Source organism: Streptomyces sp. NPDC048604, from assembly GCF_043199435.1.
GTDB lineage: Bacteria > Actinomycetota > Actinomycetes > Streptomycetales > Streptomycetaceae > Streptomyces.
Genome location: NZ_JBICVX010000023.1, coordinates 22,047 through 37,748 on the forward strand (window position 1 = coordinate 22,047; position 15,702 = coordinate 37,748).

The 15,702-nt window shown below is 73.9% G+C and carries 14 protein-coding genes; 8 read left to right on the top strand and 6 right to left on the bottom strand.

Features of this window, described 5'->3' with window-relative positions; translation table 11 throughout:
* Positions 1-122: 122 nt before the first annotated feature.
* Both ACGFMM_RS33205 and ACGFMM_RS33210 read left to right on the top strand, forming a co-directional pair.
* Positions 123-2,621, top strand: coding sequence for a beta-glucosidase (locus ACGFMM_RS33205; RefSeq protein WP_393650208.1), 2,499 nt, complete (start codon positions 123-125; stop codon positions 2,619-2,621).
* A 77-nt stretch (positions 2,622-2,698) separates the two neighbouring features.
* Positions 2,699-3,361: a DedA family protein gene (locus ACGFMM_RS33210; protein WP_393650209.1), complete on the top strand. Its 663-nt coding sequence runs from the start codon at positions 2,699-2,701 to the stop codon at positions 3,359-3,361.
* A gap of 133 nt (positions 3,362-3,494) precedes the next feature.
* On the opposite strand, the gene ACGFMM_RS33215 is transcribed toward ACGFMM_RS33210, so the two are convergent.
* Positions 3,495-4,028: a gamma carbonic anhydrase family protein gene (locus tag ACGFMM_RS33215; protein ID WP_393650210.1), complete on the bottom strand. Its 534-nt coding sequence runs from the start codon at positions 4,026-4,028 to the stop codon at positions 3,495-3,497.
* Between the two features lie 118 nt (positions 4,029-4,146).
* On the opposite strand from ACGFMM_RS33215, the gene ACGFMM_RS33220 reads away from it, so the two are divergent.
* A complete protein-coding gene (locus ACGFMM_RS33220; RefSeq protein WP_393650211.1) occupies positions 4,147-4,890 on the top strand; it encodes an acyltransferase in 744 nt (247 codons plus the stop codon).
* A 40-nt stretch (positions 4,891-4,930) separates the two neighbouring features.
* Here the strand turns inward: ACGFMM_RS33220 and ACGFMM_RS33225 are convergent, their stop codons facing one another.
* Positions 4,931-5,797, bottom strand: coding sequence for an EamA family transporter (locus ACGFMM_RS33225; RefSeq protein ID WP_393650212.1), 867 nt, complete (start codon positions 5,795-5,797; stop codon positions 4,931-4,933).
* A 92-nt stretch (positions 5,798-5,889) separates the two neighbouring features.
* Between ACGFMM_RS33225 and ACGFMM_RS33230 the strand changes: the two genes are divergently transcribed.
* Together ACGFMM_RS33230 and ACGFMM_RS33235 are read left to right on the top strand one after the other, a co-directional pair.
* Entirely contained in the window at positions 5,890-6,462 is a 573-nt protein-coding gene (locus ACGFMM_RS33230; RefSeq protein ID WP_393650213.1) for a helix-turn-helix domain-containing protein, read from the top strand.
* Between the two features lie 43 nt (positions 6,463-6,505).
* On the top strand, positions 6,506-7,063 hold the full coding sequence (locus ACGFMM_RS33235) for a YbaK/EbsC family protein (RefSeq protein ID WP_393650214.1): 558 nt from the start codon (positions 6,506-6,508) through the stop codon (positions 7,061-7,063).
* A gap of 10 nt (positions 7,064-7,073) precedes the next feature.
* On the opposite strand, the gene ACGFMM_RS33240 is transcribed toward ACGFMM_RS33235, so the two are convergent.
* Entirely contained in the window at positions 7,074-7,493 is a 420-nt protein-coding gene (locus ACGFMM_RS33240; RefSeq protein WP_393650215.1) for a CoA-binding protein, read from the bottom strand.
* 122 nt (positions 7,494-7,615) lie between these two features.
* Between ACGFMM_RS33240 and ACGFMM_RS33245 the strand changes: the two genes are divergently transcribed.
* The 3 genes from ACGFMM_RS33245 to ACGFMM_RS33255 all read left to right on the top strand — a co-directional run bounded on the left by ACGFMM_RS33245 (position 7,616) and on the right by ACGFMM_RS33255 (position 12,546).
* The gene (locus ACGFMM_RS33245; RefSeq protein WP_393650216.1) at positions 7,616-8,242 is read left to right on the top strand and encodes a YigZ family protein; all 627 of its coding nucleotides are present in this window, start codon (positions 7,616-7,618) and stop codon (positions 8,240-8,242) included.
* Positions 8,243-8,347: 105 nt separating this feature from the next.
* On the top strand, positions 8,348-9,514 hold the full coding sequence (locus ACGFMM_RS33250) for an exonuclease SbcCD subunit D (protein ID WP_393650217.1): 1,167 nt from the start codon (positions 8,348-8,350) through the stop codon (positions 9,512-9,514).
* The gene (locus ACGFMM_RS33255; RefSeq protein WP_393650218.1) at positions 9,511-12,546 is read left to right on the top strand and encodes an AAA family ATPase; all 3,036 of its coding nucleotides are present in this window, start codon (positions 9,511-9,513) and stop codon (positions 12,544-12,546) included. Before ACGFMM_RS33250 ends, ACGFMM_RS33255 begins: the two co-directional genes overlap by 4 nt.
* 9 nt (positions 12,547-12,555) lie before the next feature.
* Here the strand turns inward: ACGFMM_RS33255 and metG are convergent, their stop codons facing one another.
* The 3 genes from metG to ACGFMM_RS33270 form a co-directional block, all read right to left on the bottom strand.
* Positions 12,556-14,280: a methionine--tRNA ligase gene (gene metG, locus ACGFMM_RS33260; protein ID WP_393650219.1), complete on the bottom strand. Its 1,725-nt coding sequence runs from the start codon at positions 14,278-14,280 to the stop codon at positions 12,556-12,558.
* A 78-nt stretch (positions 14,281-14,358) separates the two neighbouring features.
* Positions 14,359-15,192, bottom strand: a complete 834-nt coding sequence (locus ACGFMM_RS33265) for a serine/threonine protein kinase (protein ID WP_393650220.1) — start codon at positions 15,190-15,192, stop codon at positions 14,359-14,361.
* A gap of 16 nt (positions 15,193-15,208) precedes the next feature.
* Positions 15,209-15,655, bottom strand: a complete 447-nt coding sequence (locus ACGFMM_RS33270; RefSeq protein ID WP_393650221.1) for an Lrp/AsnC family transcriptional regulator — start codon at positions 15,653-15,655, stop codon at positions 15,209-15,211.
* Positions 15,656-15,702: the final 47 nt, after the last annotated feature.

A 15,702-nucleotide genomic window follows, 5' to 3' on the forward strand; every position in this document is an offset into this window, starting at 1 on the left:
CCCGCCTCCGCACCCCGAATGGGTGCGGGGGCGGCGGCGTTCCGGGGGCGGCGCCCCGGAAACGGACGAACCGTCACGCATAGTGCGTTCGACACGAACCGCCGCGTGAAGGAGCCGCCGCCATGACCGCCGACGTACCCCAGGAGCAGGCCGCCGTACGCGGCGTGACCCGGCGCACCGCCCTCGGACTGCTCGGCGCGGCCGTCGCGCTCGCCGCCACCACGGCCCCGGCCGGGCACGCCCGCGCCAAGGCGCCCAGCCCTGCCAAGGCGCCCGGCCGGCGGGCCGAGGAACTCCTCGCCCGGCTCACCCTCGACGAGAAACTCTCCCTGCTGCACGGCGCCCGCGACCCGAAGAGCCTCGGCCAGGCCGGCTACCTGCCCGGCGTCCCGCGCCTCGGCATCCCCGAACTCCGGCTCGCCGACGGCCCCGCCGGGGTGCGCGTCCGCGCGAACGCCACCGCCCTGCCCGCGCCCGTCATGCTCGCCGCCGCCTTCGACCCCGCCCTCGCCCACGCGTACGGCCGGGTCATCGGCCGCGAGGGCCGCGCCCTCGGGCAGGACGTCCTGCTCTCCCCGATGGTCAACCTGATCCGCACCCCCTACGCGGGCCGCAACTTCGAGACCTTCTCCGAGGACCCGCTGCTCTCCGCCGACCTGGTCGCGGAGGAGATCCGCGGCATCCAGGCCGAGGGCCTGATCGCCACGGTGAAGCACTTCGCCCTCAACAACCAGGAGAAGGACCGCACCTCGGTCGACGCCCGGGCGGGCGAACGGACCCTGCACGAGACCGAACTGCGCGGCTTCGAGGCCGCCGTAGCCGCCGGGACCGGCGCGATCATGGCCGCGTACAACAAGGTCAACGGCGTCCACGCGGGCGAGAACGCCGCCCTGCTGACCGGGGTCCTGCGCGACCGCTGGGGCTTCGGCGGCTGGGTGATGAGCGACTGGGACGCCACCCACAGCACCGCCGCCGCGCTCACCGCCGGCCTCGACATGGAGATGCCCTCCGGCGCCCGCTTCGGCGAGCCGCTCAAGACCGCCGTCGCCGAGGGCACGGTCCCCGAGGCCGCCGTCGACCGGGCCGTCCGCCGTATCCTCGCCGTCCGCGAGCGCTTCGGTCTGCTCGGCCCGGACGCCTCCCCGCGCCCCGCCCGCGACGCCGCCGACGGCGCGCGCCTGGCCCTGCGGGTCGCCACCGCCGGAGCCACCCTGCTCCGCAACGAGCACGGCGCCCTGCCGCTGACCGGGCCCGCCGCCCGCTCCCTCGCCGTCGTCGGACCCACCGGCGCGGTGCCCTTCGTCAGCGGCGGCGGCAGCGCCCACGTCGTCCCGGACGCCGCCGCGAGCCCCATCGACGCCCTGCGCGCCCGCGCCGGCGCCGACGCGGAGGTCGCGTACGCGGTCGGCGAGGACCTCTACGGCAAGCCGCTGCCCCCGCTGACTCCCGCCGCCTCCCTGGAGGACCGGGGCGTGGCCGCCGGCGGGACCTGGACGCACGACGCGGCCTTCAGCGTCCCCGAGGGCGACACCTGGACCTTCGTCGTCCACTACAGCGGTACGCGCCCGGTGATCGCCGTGGACGGGACGGAACTGTTCCCCGTCCGCCAGGGCGTCGCCGAGTACTTCGCCGGCGGGCTGCTCGGCAGCGCCCCCGACGGCCTGCACGTCCGCCGCGCCGACGTCGCGCTCACCGCCGGCGAGCACCGGATCACGGTGACCGCCAAGGGCGGGACCACGGGCCAGCGCTTCTCGCTGCGGGCCGTCACCTCGGCCGGCCGGGCCGCCGACCTCGCCGAGGCGGTCGCCGCCGCCCGCGCCGCGCACACGGTCGTGCTCTTCGCGTACGAGGACGCCACCGAGGGCCGCGACCGCACCTCCCTCGCCCTGCCCGGCCGCCAGGAGGAACTGATCCGGGCGGTCACCGCCGCCAACCCGCGCACGGTCGTGGTGCTCAACACCTCCTCCGCGGTCACCATGCCCTGGCTCGACCGGACCGCGGCCCTGCTGCAGATGTACTACCCCGGCCAGGAGGGCGCGGCCGCGACCGCCGCCGTGCTGTTCGGGGACGCCGACCCCGGCGGCCGGCTCACCCAGAGCTTCCCGGCCTCCGAGGACGCCCACCCGACGGCCGGCGACCCGCACCGGTACCCCGGCAAGGACGGCACCGAGGAGTACTCGGAAGGCGTCCACGTCGGCCACCGCTGGTACGACGCCCAGGGCGTCGCGCCGCTCTTCCCGTTCGGGCACGGACGGTCGTACACCACGTTCGCGTACGAGAGCCTGCGGCTCACGGCGCGCCCCGACGGCGCTCTGGACGTCTCCTTCGCCGTGCGGAACACCGGCCGCCGGGCCGGCGTCGAGGTCGCCCAGATCTACGCCGGTCCCTCGCCCGACCTGCGCCTCGACCAGCCGATGCAGTTCCTGGCCGGCTACCGGCGGCTGGAGCTCGCGGCGGGGGAGCGGCGGCGGGTCACCGTGCGCGTCGCGGCCCGCACGCTGTCGTCCTTCGACCCGGCAGCGGGCGGCTGGGTACTCGGCACCGGGGTCCGGGACGTCCGCGTCGGGGCCTCCTCGCGGGACCTTCGTCTCACCGCGCGGGCGGAGATCCGCGCGCGGTGACCCGGTAGGCTGCCACGGCGTGCGCGACGCGGCGCACGCCGCACCAAGCCACGCCACGCCTAACGGGAGGAACCGCGTTGCACGTCCAGGAATGGCTGGAGACGATCCCGGCGGTCGCCGTCTACGCCCTGGTCGGCGTGGTCATCGGCCTCGAGAGCCTGGGCATCCCGCTGCCCGGCGAGATTGTCCTCGTGAGCTCGGCCCTGCTGGCCTCCCAGCACGGCGACATCAACCCGTGGGTGCTCGGCGCCTGCGCCATCGCCGGCGCGATCATCGGCGACTCGATCGGCTACGCGATCGGCCGCAAGGGCGGCCGGCCGCTGCTCGCCTGGCTCGGCGGGAAGTTCCCGAAACACTTCGGTGCGGACCAGATCGCCCTCGCGGAGCGGTCGTTCGAGAAGTGGGGCATGTGGGCGGTCTTCTTCGGCCGCTTCGTCGCGCTGCTCCGGATCTTCGCGGGGCCGCTCGCGGGCGTCCTGAAGATGCCGTACTGGAAGTTCGCCATCGCCAATGTCTTCGGCGGCATCCTCTGGGCCGGCGGCACCACGGCGGTCATCTACTCGGTCGGCATCGTGGCCGAGGCCTGGCTGAAGCGGTTCTCCTGGCTGGGCCTGGTGCTCGCGGTGGCCTTCGGCGTCACCTCGATGCTGGTCATTAAGAGCCGGGCCAAGAAGGCGGCGGCCAAGGCCGAGCAGAACGCGGAGCCGCAGCCGGAGCCGGTCGCGGCGGCGGCCGACTGACGCTGCGAACAGGCAGACGGAAGGGCCCGGCGCTCGGTGGAGCGCCGGGCCCTTCGGCGTACGGGCACGCGGTGTACGGGAACCCGGGGTGTACGGGCACCCGGGTGTACGCGCACCCGGGTGTACGGGCGCGTCAGCCCTCCGCGTGGGCCTCGCGGTGCGCCTTCGCCAGGTGCAGGTACATCTCCGCGTTGAGCTTGATGCCCTCGCGCTCCTCGTCCGTCAGCTCCCGGCGCACCTTCGCCGGGACGCCCGCCACCAGCGAGCCGGGCGGGACGACCATGCCCTGCGGGACCAGCGCCTGGGCCGCGATCAGCGAACCCGCGCCGATGTGCGCGCCGTTGAGGACGGTGGCGCCCATGCCGACCAGCACGTCGTCCTCGATCGTGCAGCCGTGCACGGTCGCGTTGTGGCCGACGGTGACCCGCTCGCCGATGGTCACCGGGAAGCCCGGGTCGACGTGCACCGTGCAGTTGTCCTGGATGTTGGAGTCCGCGCCGAGCACGATCGGCCCGCAGTCGGCGCGCAGCACCGCGTGGTACCAGACGTTCGAGCCCGCGGCCATCGTCACGTCCCCGATCACCACGGAGGTCGGCGCGGCGAACGCCGACGGATCGACCTGCGGCTCCTTGCCGCCCACACCCATGATCAACGCCCGCTCCGTCATCGTCCGTTCCGCCTTTCCTCGCTGTCGGTCGCGCCACCGGCACCCTACGAGATGCTCATGACGGACATCACAGCGCACCGCAGTGATCAGCGAGGACACGGCCGACTACCGTGGCCGGGTGCCCAAGAACAGAAACACGTTCTCGTCCTTCACCGCCTGGCGGCGGCGCCTGGTCGCCCGCGCTCTGCAGGGCGGTTGGCGGTGGGTGCAGCAGGCGGGCGCGGTCTCGGCCGAGACGCCGGGACGGCTGCGGTTCCGCAGGCTCGGGGCGGGCACCCGGCTGGCGTTCCCCCAGGGCACCGTCTTCGGCGAGCAGTGGATCGAGCTGGGGGAGTGCTGCATCATCGCCGAGCAGGTGACGCTCACCGCCGGCATGATGCCGGGCCTCGACCTCGGCCCGGACCCCATCCTGACGCTGGGCAACGGGGTCGTCCTCGGCCGCGGCAGCCATGTCATCGCCGACACCCGGATCACCATCGGCTCCGACACGTTCTGCGGGCCGTACGTGTACATCACCTCGACCAACCACAGCTACGACGACCCGCACGAGCCGGTCGGCCGGCAGTGGCCGCGCACCGATCCGGTGGAGATCGGCCCGGGCTGCTGGCTGGGAACCGGCGCGGTGATCCTGCCCGGCGCGAAGCTCGGCCGGAACGTGGTGGTCGCGGCCGGCGCGGTCGTACGGGGCGAGGTGCCCGACCACGCGGTGGTGGCCGGCGCCCCGGCGAAGGTGGTGCGCCGCTGGGACCCGGAGCTCGGCTGGCAGCCGCCGCTGCGCACGCCCGCGCCGCTGCCGATCCCGGACGGGATCACCCCGGAACAGCTGGCCGCCCTGGCGGAACTGGACCTCCAGGACGGCTGAAAGCCCGGGCCTCGGCCCGGCGCGAGCAGCGCCACCGTCCTCAGCCCGATGCGAGCAGGACCGTGCCGATCAGCGCGAGCCCCGCGCCCGCCGCCTGCACCGCCCGCAGTCGTTCCTTGAGCACCCCGCGCGCGGCGAGCGCGGTGACCACCGGGTACAGGTTGGCGAGCACCGCCGCCACCGTCACGGGCCCGTTCTGCGCGGCCAGCGCGTACGTGCCGTTGGCGGCCACGTCGGCGAGGCCGACGAACGCCAGCGCCGGGAGCGCGGCCGTGATGACTTTCAGGCCGCCCTCCTCGGGCAGTGCGCGGCCGCCGCGCTTGACGGAGGCGTACAGGGCCACGCCGCCGACGGCCACGTTGGTGACGCGCTGGACGAAGAGCGCCAGGAACAGCCCGGTCAGCGTGGTGGACGCCTCGGCGATCAGCGCCATCACCGAACCGAAGCCGAAGGCCGCGACCAGGGTCAGCAGGACGGCCTGCCGCTGGACCGGAGCGCCCTTCAGCTCCGGGCCGCCTGCGAGGAGCACGCCCACGATCGCCACGCCGATGCCGGCGAACTGCAGCAGCCCCGGCCGGTCGCCGAGCAGCAGCCCGATCGACACCGGGACGAGCACCCCGAGCGAGCCGAGCGGCGAGACGACGCCCATCGGGCCCAGGGCGAGGGCCTTGTAGAAGCAGAGCATCGCCGCCGGGCCGACGACGCCGGCCGCCACCGCGTACCAGAGCTTCGGTCCGGCCTCCGTCCAGCCGCCGGTCGCCACGACGACCGCGCCGAGCACGACCACCGCGATGATCTGCGAGGAGACCACCACGGTCAGCGCGGGCATGCGCCGGGTGAGCAGCCCGCCGCCGAAGTCGGCCAGCCCCCAGAGGAGGGCGGTGGCCAGGGCGAGCAGTGCTGTCATCGAATCCTCGCAGTACAGTGCGGTGAACATCGGGGTGCACCGGACGATAGTGCAGTCTGTTGAACTCTGTCATCCACAATAATGGACGGAACGTGTCGGACCTCGATCAGCTCACGCAGTCGCTCGCCCGCAACCTGAAGCGGTGGCGGGGCGAACGCGGCTTCACGCTGGACGCGCTCGCCGCCCGTTCCGGCGTCAGCCGAGGCATGATCATCCAGATCGAGCAGGCCCGGACCAACCCCAGCGTGGGCACCACGGTGAAGCTCGCCGACGCGCTCGGCGTCTCGATCACCACGCTGCTCGACTACGAGCAGGGCCCCCACGTCCGGCTCGTCCCGCCGGAGCAGGCCGTCCGCATGTGGTCCACCGACGCCGGCAGCCACACCACCCTGCTCGTCGGCAGCGAGTCCGGCGGCCCGCTGGAGCTGTGGTCCTGGACGCTGATGCCCGGCGACGGCAGCGCCTCCGACCCGCACCCCGAGGGCACCACGGAACTCCTCCACGTCACCGCCGGCGAGCTCACCCTCGTCGTGGACGGCCAGCCGCACGCCGTGCCGGCCGGCACCTCGGCCTCCTTCGAGGCCCACGTGGCGCACGAGTACCGCAACGACGGCGACGTCCCCGTCGAGCTGACGATGGCCGTCTCCGTCCCGCCCGTACGCTGAGACGTCCGACCGGCCGCCGTCCGCGCCCTGTTAGCGTGCGCGCATGCGCGCACCCATCGGTGACTTCGACCACGCCAGGCCCGCCCCCGACTGCCTCGACGAGCTCATCGATCCGGTGGCCGCCGCCGTCCGCGCCTGGCAGGGCGCCGTCCCCGCCGAACAGTTCGTGTACGTGGACACCGACCCGTCCATCGCCGACACCGCCGTCTTCGTCGAGCACCACGGGGCGCAGCTCCTGGACCAGTCGGCGAACTGCGTGATCGTCGCGGGCCGGCGGGGCGAGACGACGACCCTGGCCGCGTGCGTGGTGCGCTCCGCGACCAAGGTCGACGTCAACGGCCTCGTCCGCAAGCACCTCGGCGCGCGCAAGGTGCGGTTCGCCGACATGGACGCCGCGACCGGCGGGTCGGGCATGGAGTACGGCGGCATCACCCCGCTGGGACTCCCGGCCGGCTGGCCGGTCCTCGTCGACGCGACCGTCGTCGACGCCGACTGGGTCCTCGTCGGCAGCGGACGCCGCCGCGGCAAGCTCATCCTCCCCGGCAAGGCCTTCGCCGAGCTCCCCGGCGCGGTGGTCCTGGAGGGCCTCGGCGTCGCCTGACGGCCGGGGGCTATCCCAGTCGAGGGATCTCGATGGCGGGGCAGCGGTCCATGACCATGTCGAGGCCGGCGGCGCGGGTCCGCTCGTACGCCGCCTCGTCGACGACGCCGAGCTGGAACCAGACGGCCCTGGCGCCGACGGCGGCGGCCTCGTCCGCGACCGCACCGGCGAGCTCGCTGTTCACGAACACGTCCACGACGTCGACCGGGAACGGGATGTCCGCGAGTGAGGCGTACCCCTGCTCGCCGTGCACCGTCTCCGCCTTGGGATGAACCGGCACGATCCGCTTGCCGAAGCGCTGCAGGACGGCCGCGACTCCGTAGGCGGCGCGCGAACGGTTGTTGGACAGGCCCACCACGGCCCAGGTGTCGCCGCTCTCGGTCAGGATCCGGCGGACCGTGTCCCGCTCGATGCCCGTGTCGATGCTCATGCGCTGCCTCCGGCGCCTCGTACCGCTGCGTTCGTTCGTCCCCCGCAAGAACCCGCGCCGGGCCCGCCGGATTCCCGGGCCCGCCGGATTCCCGGGCCCGCCGGGCGGCATAGGGTAGCGGGATGAAGGAGCAGTACCGCACGGTGGCCCGGGAGGGCGTGCACGAGATCGAGATCAGCCGTTCGCGCTTCATCTGTGCGCTCGCGCCCGCCGCGACCGAGCAGGAGGCGCAGGACTTCCTCGCACGCATCCGCAAGGAGCACCCCACCGCCACGCACAACTGCTTCGCATACGTCGTCGGGGCCGACGCCTCCGTGCAGAAGGCCGGCGACGACGGGGAACCCGGCGGCACCGCCGGGGTGCCGATGCTGCAGATGCTGATGCGGCGCGAGGTGCGGTACGTGGTCGCCGTCGTCACGCGCTACTACGGCGGGGTGAAGCTCGGCGCGGGCGGGCTGATCCGCGCGTACGGAGGCGTGGTCGGGGAGGCGCTCGACGCGCTCGGCACGATCACCCGGCAGCGGTTCCGGCTGGCCACCGTGACCGTCGACCACCAGCGCGCGGGCAAGCTGGAGAACGACCTGCGGGCGACCGGACGCGCGGTGCGCGACGTGCGGTACGCGGACGCGGTGACGATCGAGATCGGGCTGCCGGACGCGGACGTCGACGGCTTCCGGGCCTGGCTCGCCGACGCGACGGCCGGCACCGCCGGGTTCGAGCTGGGCGGCGAGGCCTACGGCGATGCCTGAGCGCGCCACACTCGTACCCCGCGCTGTGCGCCCCGCTGTGCGCCCGGAGTCCGGTATCTCCGAAGTCGCCGCCGTTGTCCGAGCCTGCCGATACGCTCCTGGATCATGAGACTCCTGCACACGTCGGACTGGCACCTGGGACGGTCGTTCCACCGGGTGAGCCTGCTCGACGCCCAGGCGGCCTTCCTCGACCACCTCGTCGCGACGGTGCGCGCCCGCGAGGTGGACGCGGTGCTGGTCGCCGGGGACGTGTACGACCGGGCCGTGCCCCCGCTGGCCGCCGTCGAGCTGTTCGACCGCGCCCTGCACCGGCTCGCCGAGGCCGGTGTGCCGACCGTCATGATCTCCGGCAACCACGACTCCGCCCGCCGGCTCGGCGTCGGCGCGGGGCTCATCGAGCGCGCCGGGATCCATCTGCGCACCGACCCGGCCGGCGCCGGAGTCCCCGTCGTCCTCGCCGACGCGCACGGCGACGTCGCCCTGTACGGGCTGCCCTATCTGGAGCCCTCCCTCGTCCGCGAGCAGCTCGGCGCCGCGAAGGCCGGGCACGAGGCGGTGCTGTCCGCGGCCATGGACCGGGTCCGTGCCGACCTCGCCGCGCGGCCCGCGGGCACCCGGTCCGTCGTTCTCGCGCACGCCTTCGTCGCCGGCGGCGAACCCAGCGACAGCGAGCGGGACATCACCGTCGGCGGCGTCGCCGCCGTGCCCGCCGGGGTGTTCACCGGCGTCGACTACGTGGCCCTCGGCCACCTGCACGGCAGCCAGACCGTCGACGAGCGGGTCCGCTACTCCGGCTCCCCGCTCGCGTACTCCTTCTCCGAAGTGCACCACCGCAAGACCATGTGGCTGATCGACCTCGGCGCCGACGGCGCGATCGAGACCGCCGAGCGCGTCGACTGCCCCGTGCCGCGGCCGCTCGCGCGGATCCGGGGCCGGCTCGACGACCTGCTCGCCGACCCGGCCCTCGCCCGGCACGAAGAGGCGTGGGTCGAGGCGACCCTCACCGACCCGGTGCGGCCAGCCGACCCCATGGCCCGGCTCGCCGCCCGCTTCCCGCACACCCTCAACCTGGTGTTCGAGCCCGAGCGCACCGAGGACGCGCCGCACGCCTCGTACGGCCGGCGGCTCCGGGACCGCACTGACCAGCAGATCGCGGAGGACTTCGTGGCCCATGTGCGCGGCGCCGGACCCGACGGCGCCGAACGCACGGTGCTGCACGGCGCGTTCGAGGCGGTCCGGGTGGACGCGGCGGAGCGCGAGGTGGCCCGGTGAGGCTGCACCGTCTCGTCGTCACCGGCTTCGGCCCCTTCGGCGGCACGCAGGAGATCGACTTCGACGCGCTCTCCTCCGCAGGGCTCTTCCTGCTGCACGGGCCGACCGGCGCGGGCAAGACGTCCGTGCTCGACGCCGTCTGCTACGCGCTGTACGGAGCGGTGCCCGGCGCCCGGCAGAGCCCCGGCGCCTCGCTGCGCAGCGACCACGCGCCGGCCGGCACGTATACCGAGGTCATCCTCGAACTCACCGTGGCCGAACGGCGGTTGGAGGTCACCCGACGCCCCGCGCAACAGCGCCCCAAGAAGCGCGGCGGCGGCTTCACCACCGAGAAGGCACAGAGCTGGCTGCGCGAGTACGACGCGGGGACCGCGGCCTGGCAGGCGCTCAGCCGCTCCCACCAGGAGATCGGCGAGGAACTCAGCCAGCTCCTCGGCATGAGCCGCGAGCAGTTCTGCCAGGTCGTGCTGCTGCCGCAGGGCGACTTCGCCCGCTTCCTGCGCGCCGACGCGGAGGCGCGCGGCAAACTGCTCGGCCGGCTCTTCGACACCCGGCGGTTCGCCGCCGTCGAGGAACGCCTCGCCGAACTGCGGCGCGGCGCGGAACAGCGGGTCCGGGAGGGCGACGAGCGACTGCTCGGCCTCGCCCAGCGGATGGCCGAGGCCGCGGCGGGCGGCGCGACCGGGGGCGGGCCGACCGGGGGCGGCGCGGTCGAGGAGCGGCCCGGCGAACCCGGGCTCGCGGAAGCCGTGCAGGTACGGGCCGCCGTGGCCCGCTCCGAGGCACGCGAGGCGCTCGACGTCGCCGACCTGGCGCTGCTCGCCGCCGAAGGCCGCCGCGCCGCGGCCCGCCGGCGGCTCGACGACCAGCGGGAGCTCGCCGCCCGGCAGCAGCGGCACGCCGAGGCGCTGCGCCGGCGGGCGGACCTCGACGCGCGGCGCGACGAGCGCGACGCCTGGCAGGCCGCCCTGGACCGGTCCCGCAAGGCCGACCTCGTCGCGCCCGCGCTCGATCTGCGCGACGACGCGGAACGGGCGCACGCCGAGGCGACCGGGGCTCGCGAGCGGTCCCGCGCCGACCTGCCGCCCGACCTCGCCGACGCGGGCGCGGAGCCGCTGAGCCGACTGGAGCAGGAGCTGCGGGACCGGCTCGCCCGGCTCGACTCCGCGCGCCGCGCGGAGCGCCGCAGCGCCGAGCTCGGCGAGGAACTGGCCGCCCTGGACCGGCAGTCCCGGGCGGACGACGAGATCATCCTGGACGCGGACGCCTGGCTGGCCGGCTGGGAGTCCCGCCGCGCCGCCCACGACGAGCGGATCGACGCCGCGCAGGACGCGGCGACCCGCGCGGAACACCTCGCGGGCCGGCTCGGCCCGGCGCGCCACCGCCTCGACGCCGCTCGCCGGCGCGACGACCTCGCGGCGCGGGTGACCGAGGGCGAGGCCCGCGTCACGGAGGCGCGCGAGGAACGGAACACGGCGAAGGAGACCTGGCTCGACGTCAAGTCCCGCCGCCTGCAGGGCATCGCCGCGGAGCTGGCCGCCGCGCTGACCGACGGCGCACCCTGCCAGGTCTGCGGCTCGGCCACCCACCCGGCCCCCGCCCGCACCGGCGCCGACCACGTCGACCGCGCCACGGAGGACGCCGCGTACACCGTGTACACGCAGGCGGAACAGGCCCACGCCACGGCGGAACGGGACCTTGCGGTCACGGAGGAGTCGTGGCGGACGGCCGCGGCCGAGGTGGGCACGACGTCGGCCGGGACGGAACCCACGGTGGGCGAACTCACCGCCGAAGTACGGCTGTTGGAAGCGGACCATGCCGAAGCCCGCGCCCTCGCGGCCGGGGCCCACGCCGCGCGCGAGGCCAAGGCCCGGGCCGAACGGGAACACGACGAACGGCTCACGGCCCGGCAGCAGGCCGAACGGCGGGCGGCCGGGCGGAGCTCTCGGCGGGAGACCCTGGAGGGGGAGCGCGCGGTGCTCGACGAGGAGGTCGCCCGCGGGCGCGGCGAGTCGCCGAGCGTCGCCCGGCACGCGACCCTGCTCGAACAGCGCATCGCCATCCTGGTCGCCGCCGCCGAGTCCGTACGGGCCGTCGAGCAGACCGCCCAGCGCCTGAAGGAGGCCGACGGCCGGCTCGCAGACGCCGCCTTCCGGGCCGGTTTCGAGACGCCCGCCGCGGCCGCGGCCGCCCGCATCGACGACGCCCGCCACCGCGAGCTGCAGCACCGCCTCGACGCCTGGCAGGCCGAGGACGCCGCGGTCGCCGACCGGCTCCGCGACGCGGAGACCCGCGCCGCGGCCGCACTCCCGCCCGCCGACACCGCCGCCGCCGAGACCGCGCACACCGCGGCCGAGCGGGCGCTGCGCGCCGCCGACGCCGCGCTGGCGGCCGTACGGGACCGGTGCGCCGCCCTCGACCGGCTGTCCCGCCAGGCGGACGACGAGGTCCGCCGGCTCGGCCCGCTCCGCGAGGAGTACGACCGGGTGGCCCGGCTCGCCGGGCTCACCGCCGGCACCTCCGCCGACAACGAGCGCAAGATGCGCCTGGAGTCGTACGTGCTCGCCGCCCGCCTCGAGCAGGTCGCGGCCGCCGCCACCGCCCGCCTCCAGCGGATGTCGTCCGGCCGCTACACGCTGGTCCACTCCGACGCCCGCACCGGCGGCAAACGCGCCGGACTCGGCCTGCACGTCGTCGACGCCTGGACCGGCAACGAACGGGACACCGCCACACTCTCCGGCGGCGAGACGTTCTTCGCCTCCCTCGCCCTGGCCCTCGGCCTCGCCGACGTCGTCTCCGACGAGGCCGGCGGCGTCCGCCTCGACACCCTCTTCATCGACGAGGGCTTCGGCAGCCTCGACGACCAGACGCTCGACGAGGTCCTCGACGTCCTGGACTCCCTCCGCGAACGCGACCGCACCGTGGGCATCGTCAGCCACGTCCCCGACCTCCGCCGCCGGATCCCCGCCCAACTGGAGATCCTCAAGGCCCGGACGGGATCGGTCGTGCGACAGCGAGGGACCGGCGCCTGACCCGCCGGCTCAGGCGCCCGGCGCGCCGCCGAAGCGGGCGCGGTAGGACTCCAGGTCCTTCTCCGTGAGCTTCGCGAAGAGCACGGGCGGAACGGTGAACGCGGTGCCGGCCGGGACGCTGTCCAGGGCCTTGGCCCGGTCGGCGGTCACCCACGTCGCGGTGTCGTTCTCCAGGGCGAAAGCCCCGCGCATGGCGGCGGCCGAGGCCGGGATGAACGGCTCGGACACGACCGCGTACAGGTGGATCAGGCTCATCGCGGTGCGCAGGGTCAGCGCGGCGCCCTCGGGGTCGGTCTTGATCTCCTGCCAGGGGGCCTTCTCGCCCAGGTAGGCGTTGCCCGCGGACCACAGCGCGCGCAGTGCGGCAGCGGCCTTGCGGAACTGCAGCGCCTCCATCTGCTCCTCGTACTCGGCGAGCAGTCGCGCGATCTCCTCGCCCAGCTTCGTCTCCGCCTCTCCTGCGGCGCGGCCGGCCGGCGCCTCGTCGCCGAACCGCTTGCGGGAGAAGGTCAGCACGCGGTTGACGAAGTTGCCGAGGGTGTCGGCGAGGTCCTTGTTGACGGTGGCCGTGAAGTGCTCCCAGGTGAACGAGGAGTCGTCGGACTCGGGGGCGTTGGCGATCAGGAAGTAGCGCCAGTAGTCGCCGGGCAGGATCTCCAGGGCCGCGTCGGTGAAGACGCCGCGCTTCTGGGAGGTGGAGAACTTGCCGCCGTAGTACGTCAGCCAGTTGAAGCCCTTGACGACGTCGACCTTCTTCCACGGCTCGCGCACGCCGAGTTCGGTGGCCGGGAACATCACGGTGTGGAAGGGGACGTTGTCCTTCGCCATGAACTGCGTGTAGCGGACCGTGTCGTCGGCCTCGTACCACCACGACTTCCAGTCCCGGGTCCCACCGTCGGAAGCCGCGTCGGCCCACTCCTTCGTCGCGCCGATGTACTCGATCGGCGCGTCGAACCAGACGTAGAAGACCTTGCCCTCGGCCGCCAGCTCAGGCCAGGTGTCGGCCGGCACCGGCACACCCCAGTCCAGGTCGCGGGTGATGGCGCGGTCGTTCAGGCCCTCGGTCAGCCACTTGCGGGCGATGGACGTGGACAGGTGCGGCCACTCGGCGCTGACGCCGGCGATCCACTCCTCGACCTCGTGCTGGAGTTTGGACTGCAGCAGGAAGAGGTGCTTGGTCTCGCGGACCTCCAGGTCCGTGGAACCGCTGATCGCCGAGCGCGGCTCGATCAGGTCGGTCGGGTCGAGGACGCGGGTGCAGTTCTCGCACTGGTCGCCTCGGGCCTTGTCGTAGTCGCAGTGCGGGCAGGTGCCCTCGACGTACCGGTCCGGCAGGAAGCGGCCGTCGACCGGCGAGTACACCTGCCGGATCGCCCGCTCCTCGATGAAGCCGTTCTCGTTCAGCTTCCGCGCGAAGTGCTGGGTGGTCTCGACGTTCTGCGGCGAGGAACTGCGCCCGAAGTGGTCGAAGGCCAGCTCGAACCCCTCGTACACGGCCTTCTGCGCGTCGTGCGCCTTCGCGCAGAACTCCGCGACCGTCAGCCCGGCCTCCTTGGCGGCCAGCTCGGCCGGCGTGCCGTGCTCGTCGGTGGCACAGATGTAGAGGACGTCGTGACCGCGCAGGCGGAGGTACCGGGAGTACACGTCCGCCGGAAGCATCGACCCGACCATGTTGCCCAGGTGCTTGATCCCGTTGATGTAGGGAAGCGCGCTGGTCACCAGGTGTCGAGTCATTCTCGGATGCTCCATTTCGTAGGCGGGCCGTCGTCAGCGTAGCGACGGGGCCGGACCGGCGGCAGCGCATTTAGCGGCTCACGACGAGGGGGGTGCGGAGAACCCGCTTGCGGCGTGCCATGCCTGGACGAGGGCCTTGATGGTGGGGAAGCGGTGGTGCGGGGCGGGGGCGGTGGCGCCTTCGACGACTGCCAGCTGGGAGGCGGAGCCCCGCCACTGCTGCTCCTCGTCGCCGGCGTCCAGGAGGAGGCGCAGGGTCCGGCCCAGTGCGTGGACGGTCGTGCGAGCGTCGATGGTGGAGCCTTCGACGAACTCCTCGGGTGCCATGTAGCGCCGTGAGCCGGGCAGGCGGTCGCCTTCCAGTACGAACGGTCCGGGGCGGTACTCGTCCAGGTCGCACAGCTGCATGCGGCGCGCTGCGAAGTCGTACAGGAAGCATCCGTCGTACAGGTCGACGGCGACGAAACCGGCCTGCTCGACCGCGAGGTGCGCGTCGAGGATCCGGTCCAGGGCCCGCAGGATCTCGGGGACCGGGAGAGCGCGGAAGCGGGCCGTCGGACTGTCCGGAGCCGACCGCCCGCCGTGGCCGGCCGCGGTCGGGTGGTACAGGACCTCGCCGTCGGCCCACGGGTACACCAGCGCCAGTCCGTCCCGGAGCCGGAAGCGGTGACGCAGCGGCACGATCGCCGTGTGCCGTACCGCGTCGTGCACGGCGATGGCGCGGCTGAGTGATGTCGTCGCCGGCGTCGTGGTCGCGCCCTTCACGAACCACCGCTCGTCGGCGATGGCGACCCCGAAGGAGACACAGCCCGAGTCCTGTTCCCGGAAGGCTCGGAAGACGGTGCCCACCTCCTGCAGGTATGTCTCCAGGCCGTCGACGGATCCGGCGTTCAGCAGCGGGTGCGGGGACATGGGGCATCGGCTCCTGTCATTGGCTGATCGGGCGGCGGGACAGCGGTGACGAGTACACGACGCTGGTGGTCACGGAGCCGAGTGCGCCGACCTTGCCGGAGACCTGTTCCAGGTGCTTCATCGAGCGGGCGGCGACCTTGAGGACGAAGCAGTCGTCCCCGGTGACGTGGTGGGCCTCCAGGATCTCCGGGGTGGTGTCGAGGAGGTCGTGGAACGGCTTGTAGTTCGCGTTGGGGTAGCGGAGCCGGACGAAGGCGAGGATCGGCAGGCCGAGCCGTTCGGGATCGATCACGGCGGTGTAGCCGGTGATCACGCCGGCCTCCTCCAGACGCCGGACCCGCTCGGTCACCGCGGAGGCCGACATGGACACCGACTTGGCGAGTTCGGTGAAGCTGGCCCGGCCCTGGTTCTGCAGGGCTTCGATGATGCGCCGGTCGGTGGCGTCCGGTGAGTATCCCGTCATGGGCGTCACACAACAGGGAAATCCCCGGGCGATCAAGCCGCGCCCGG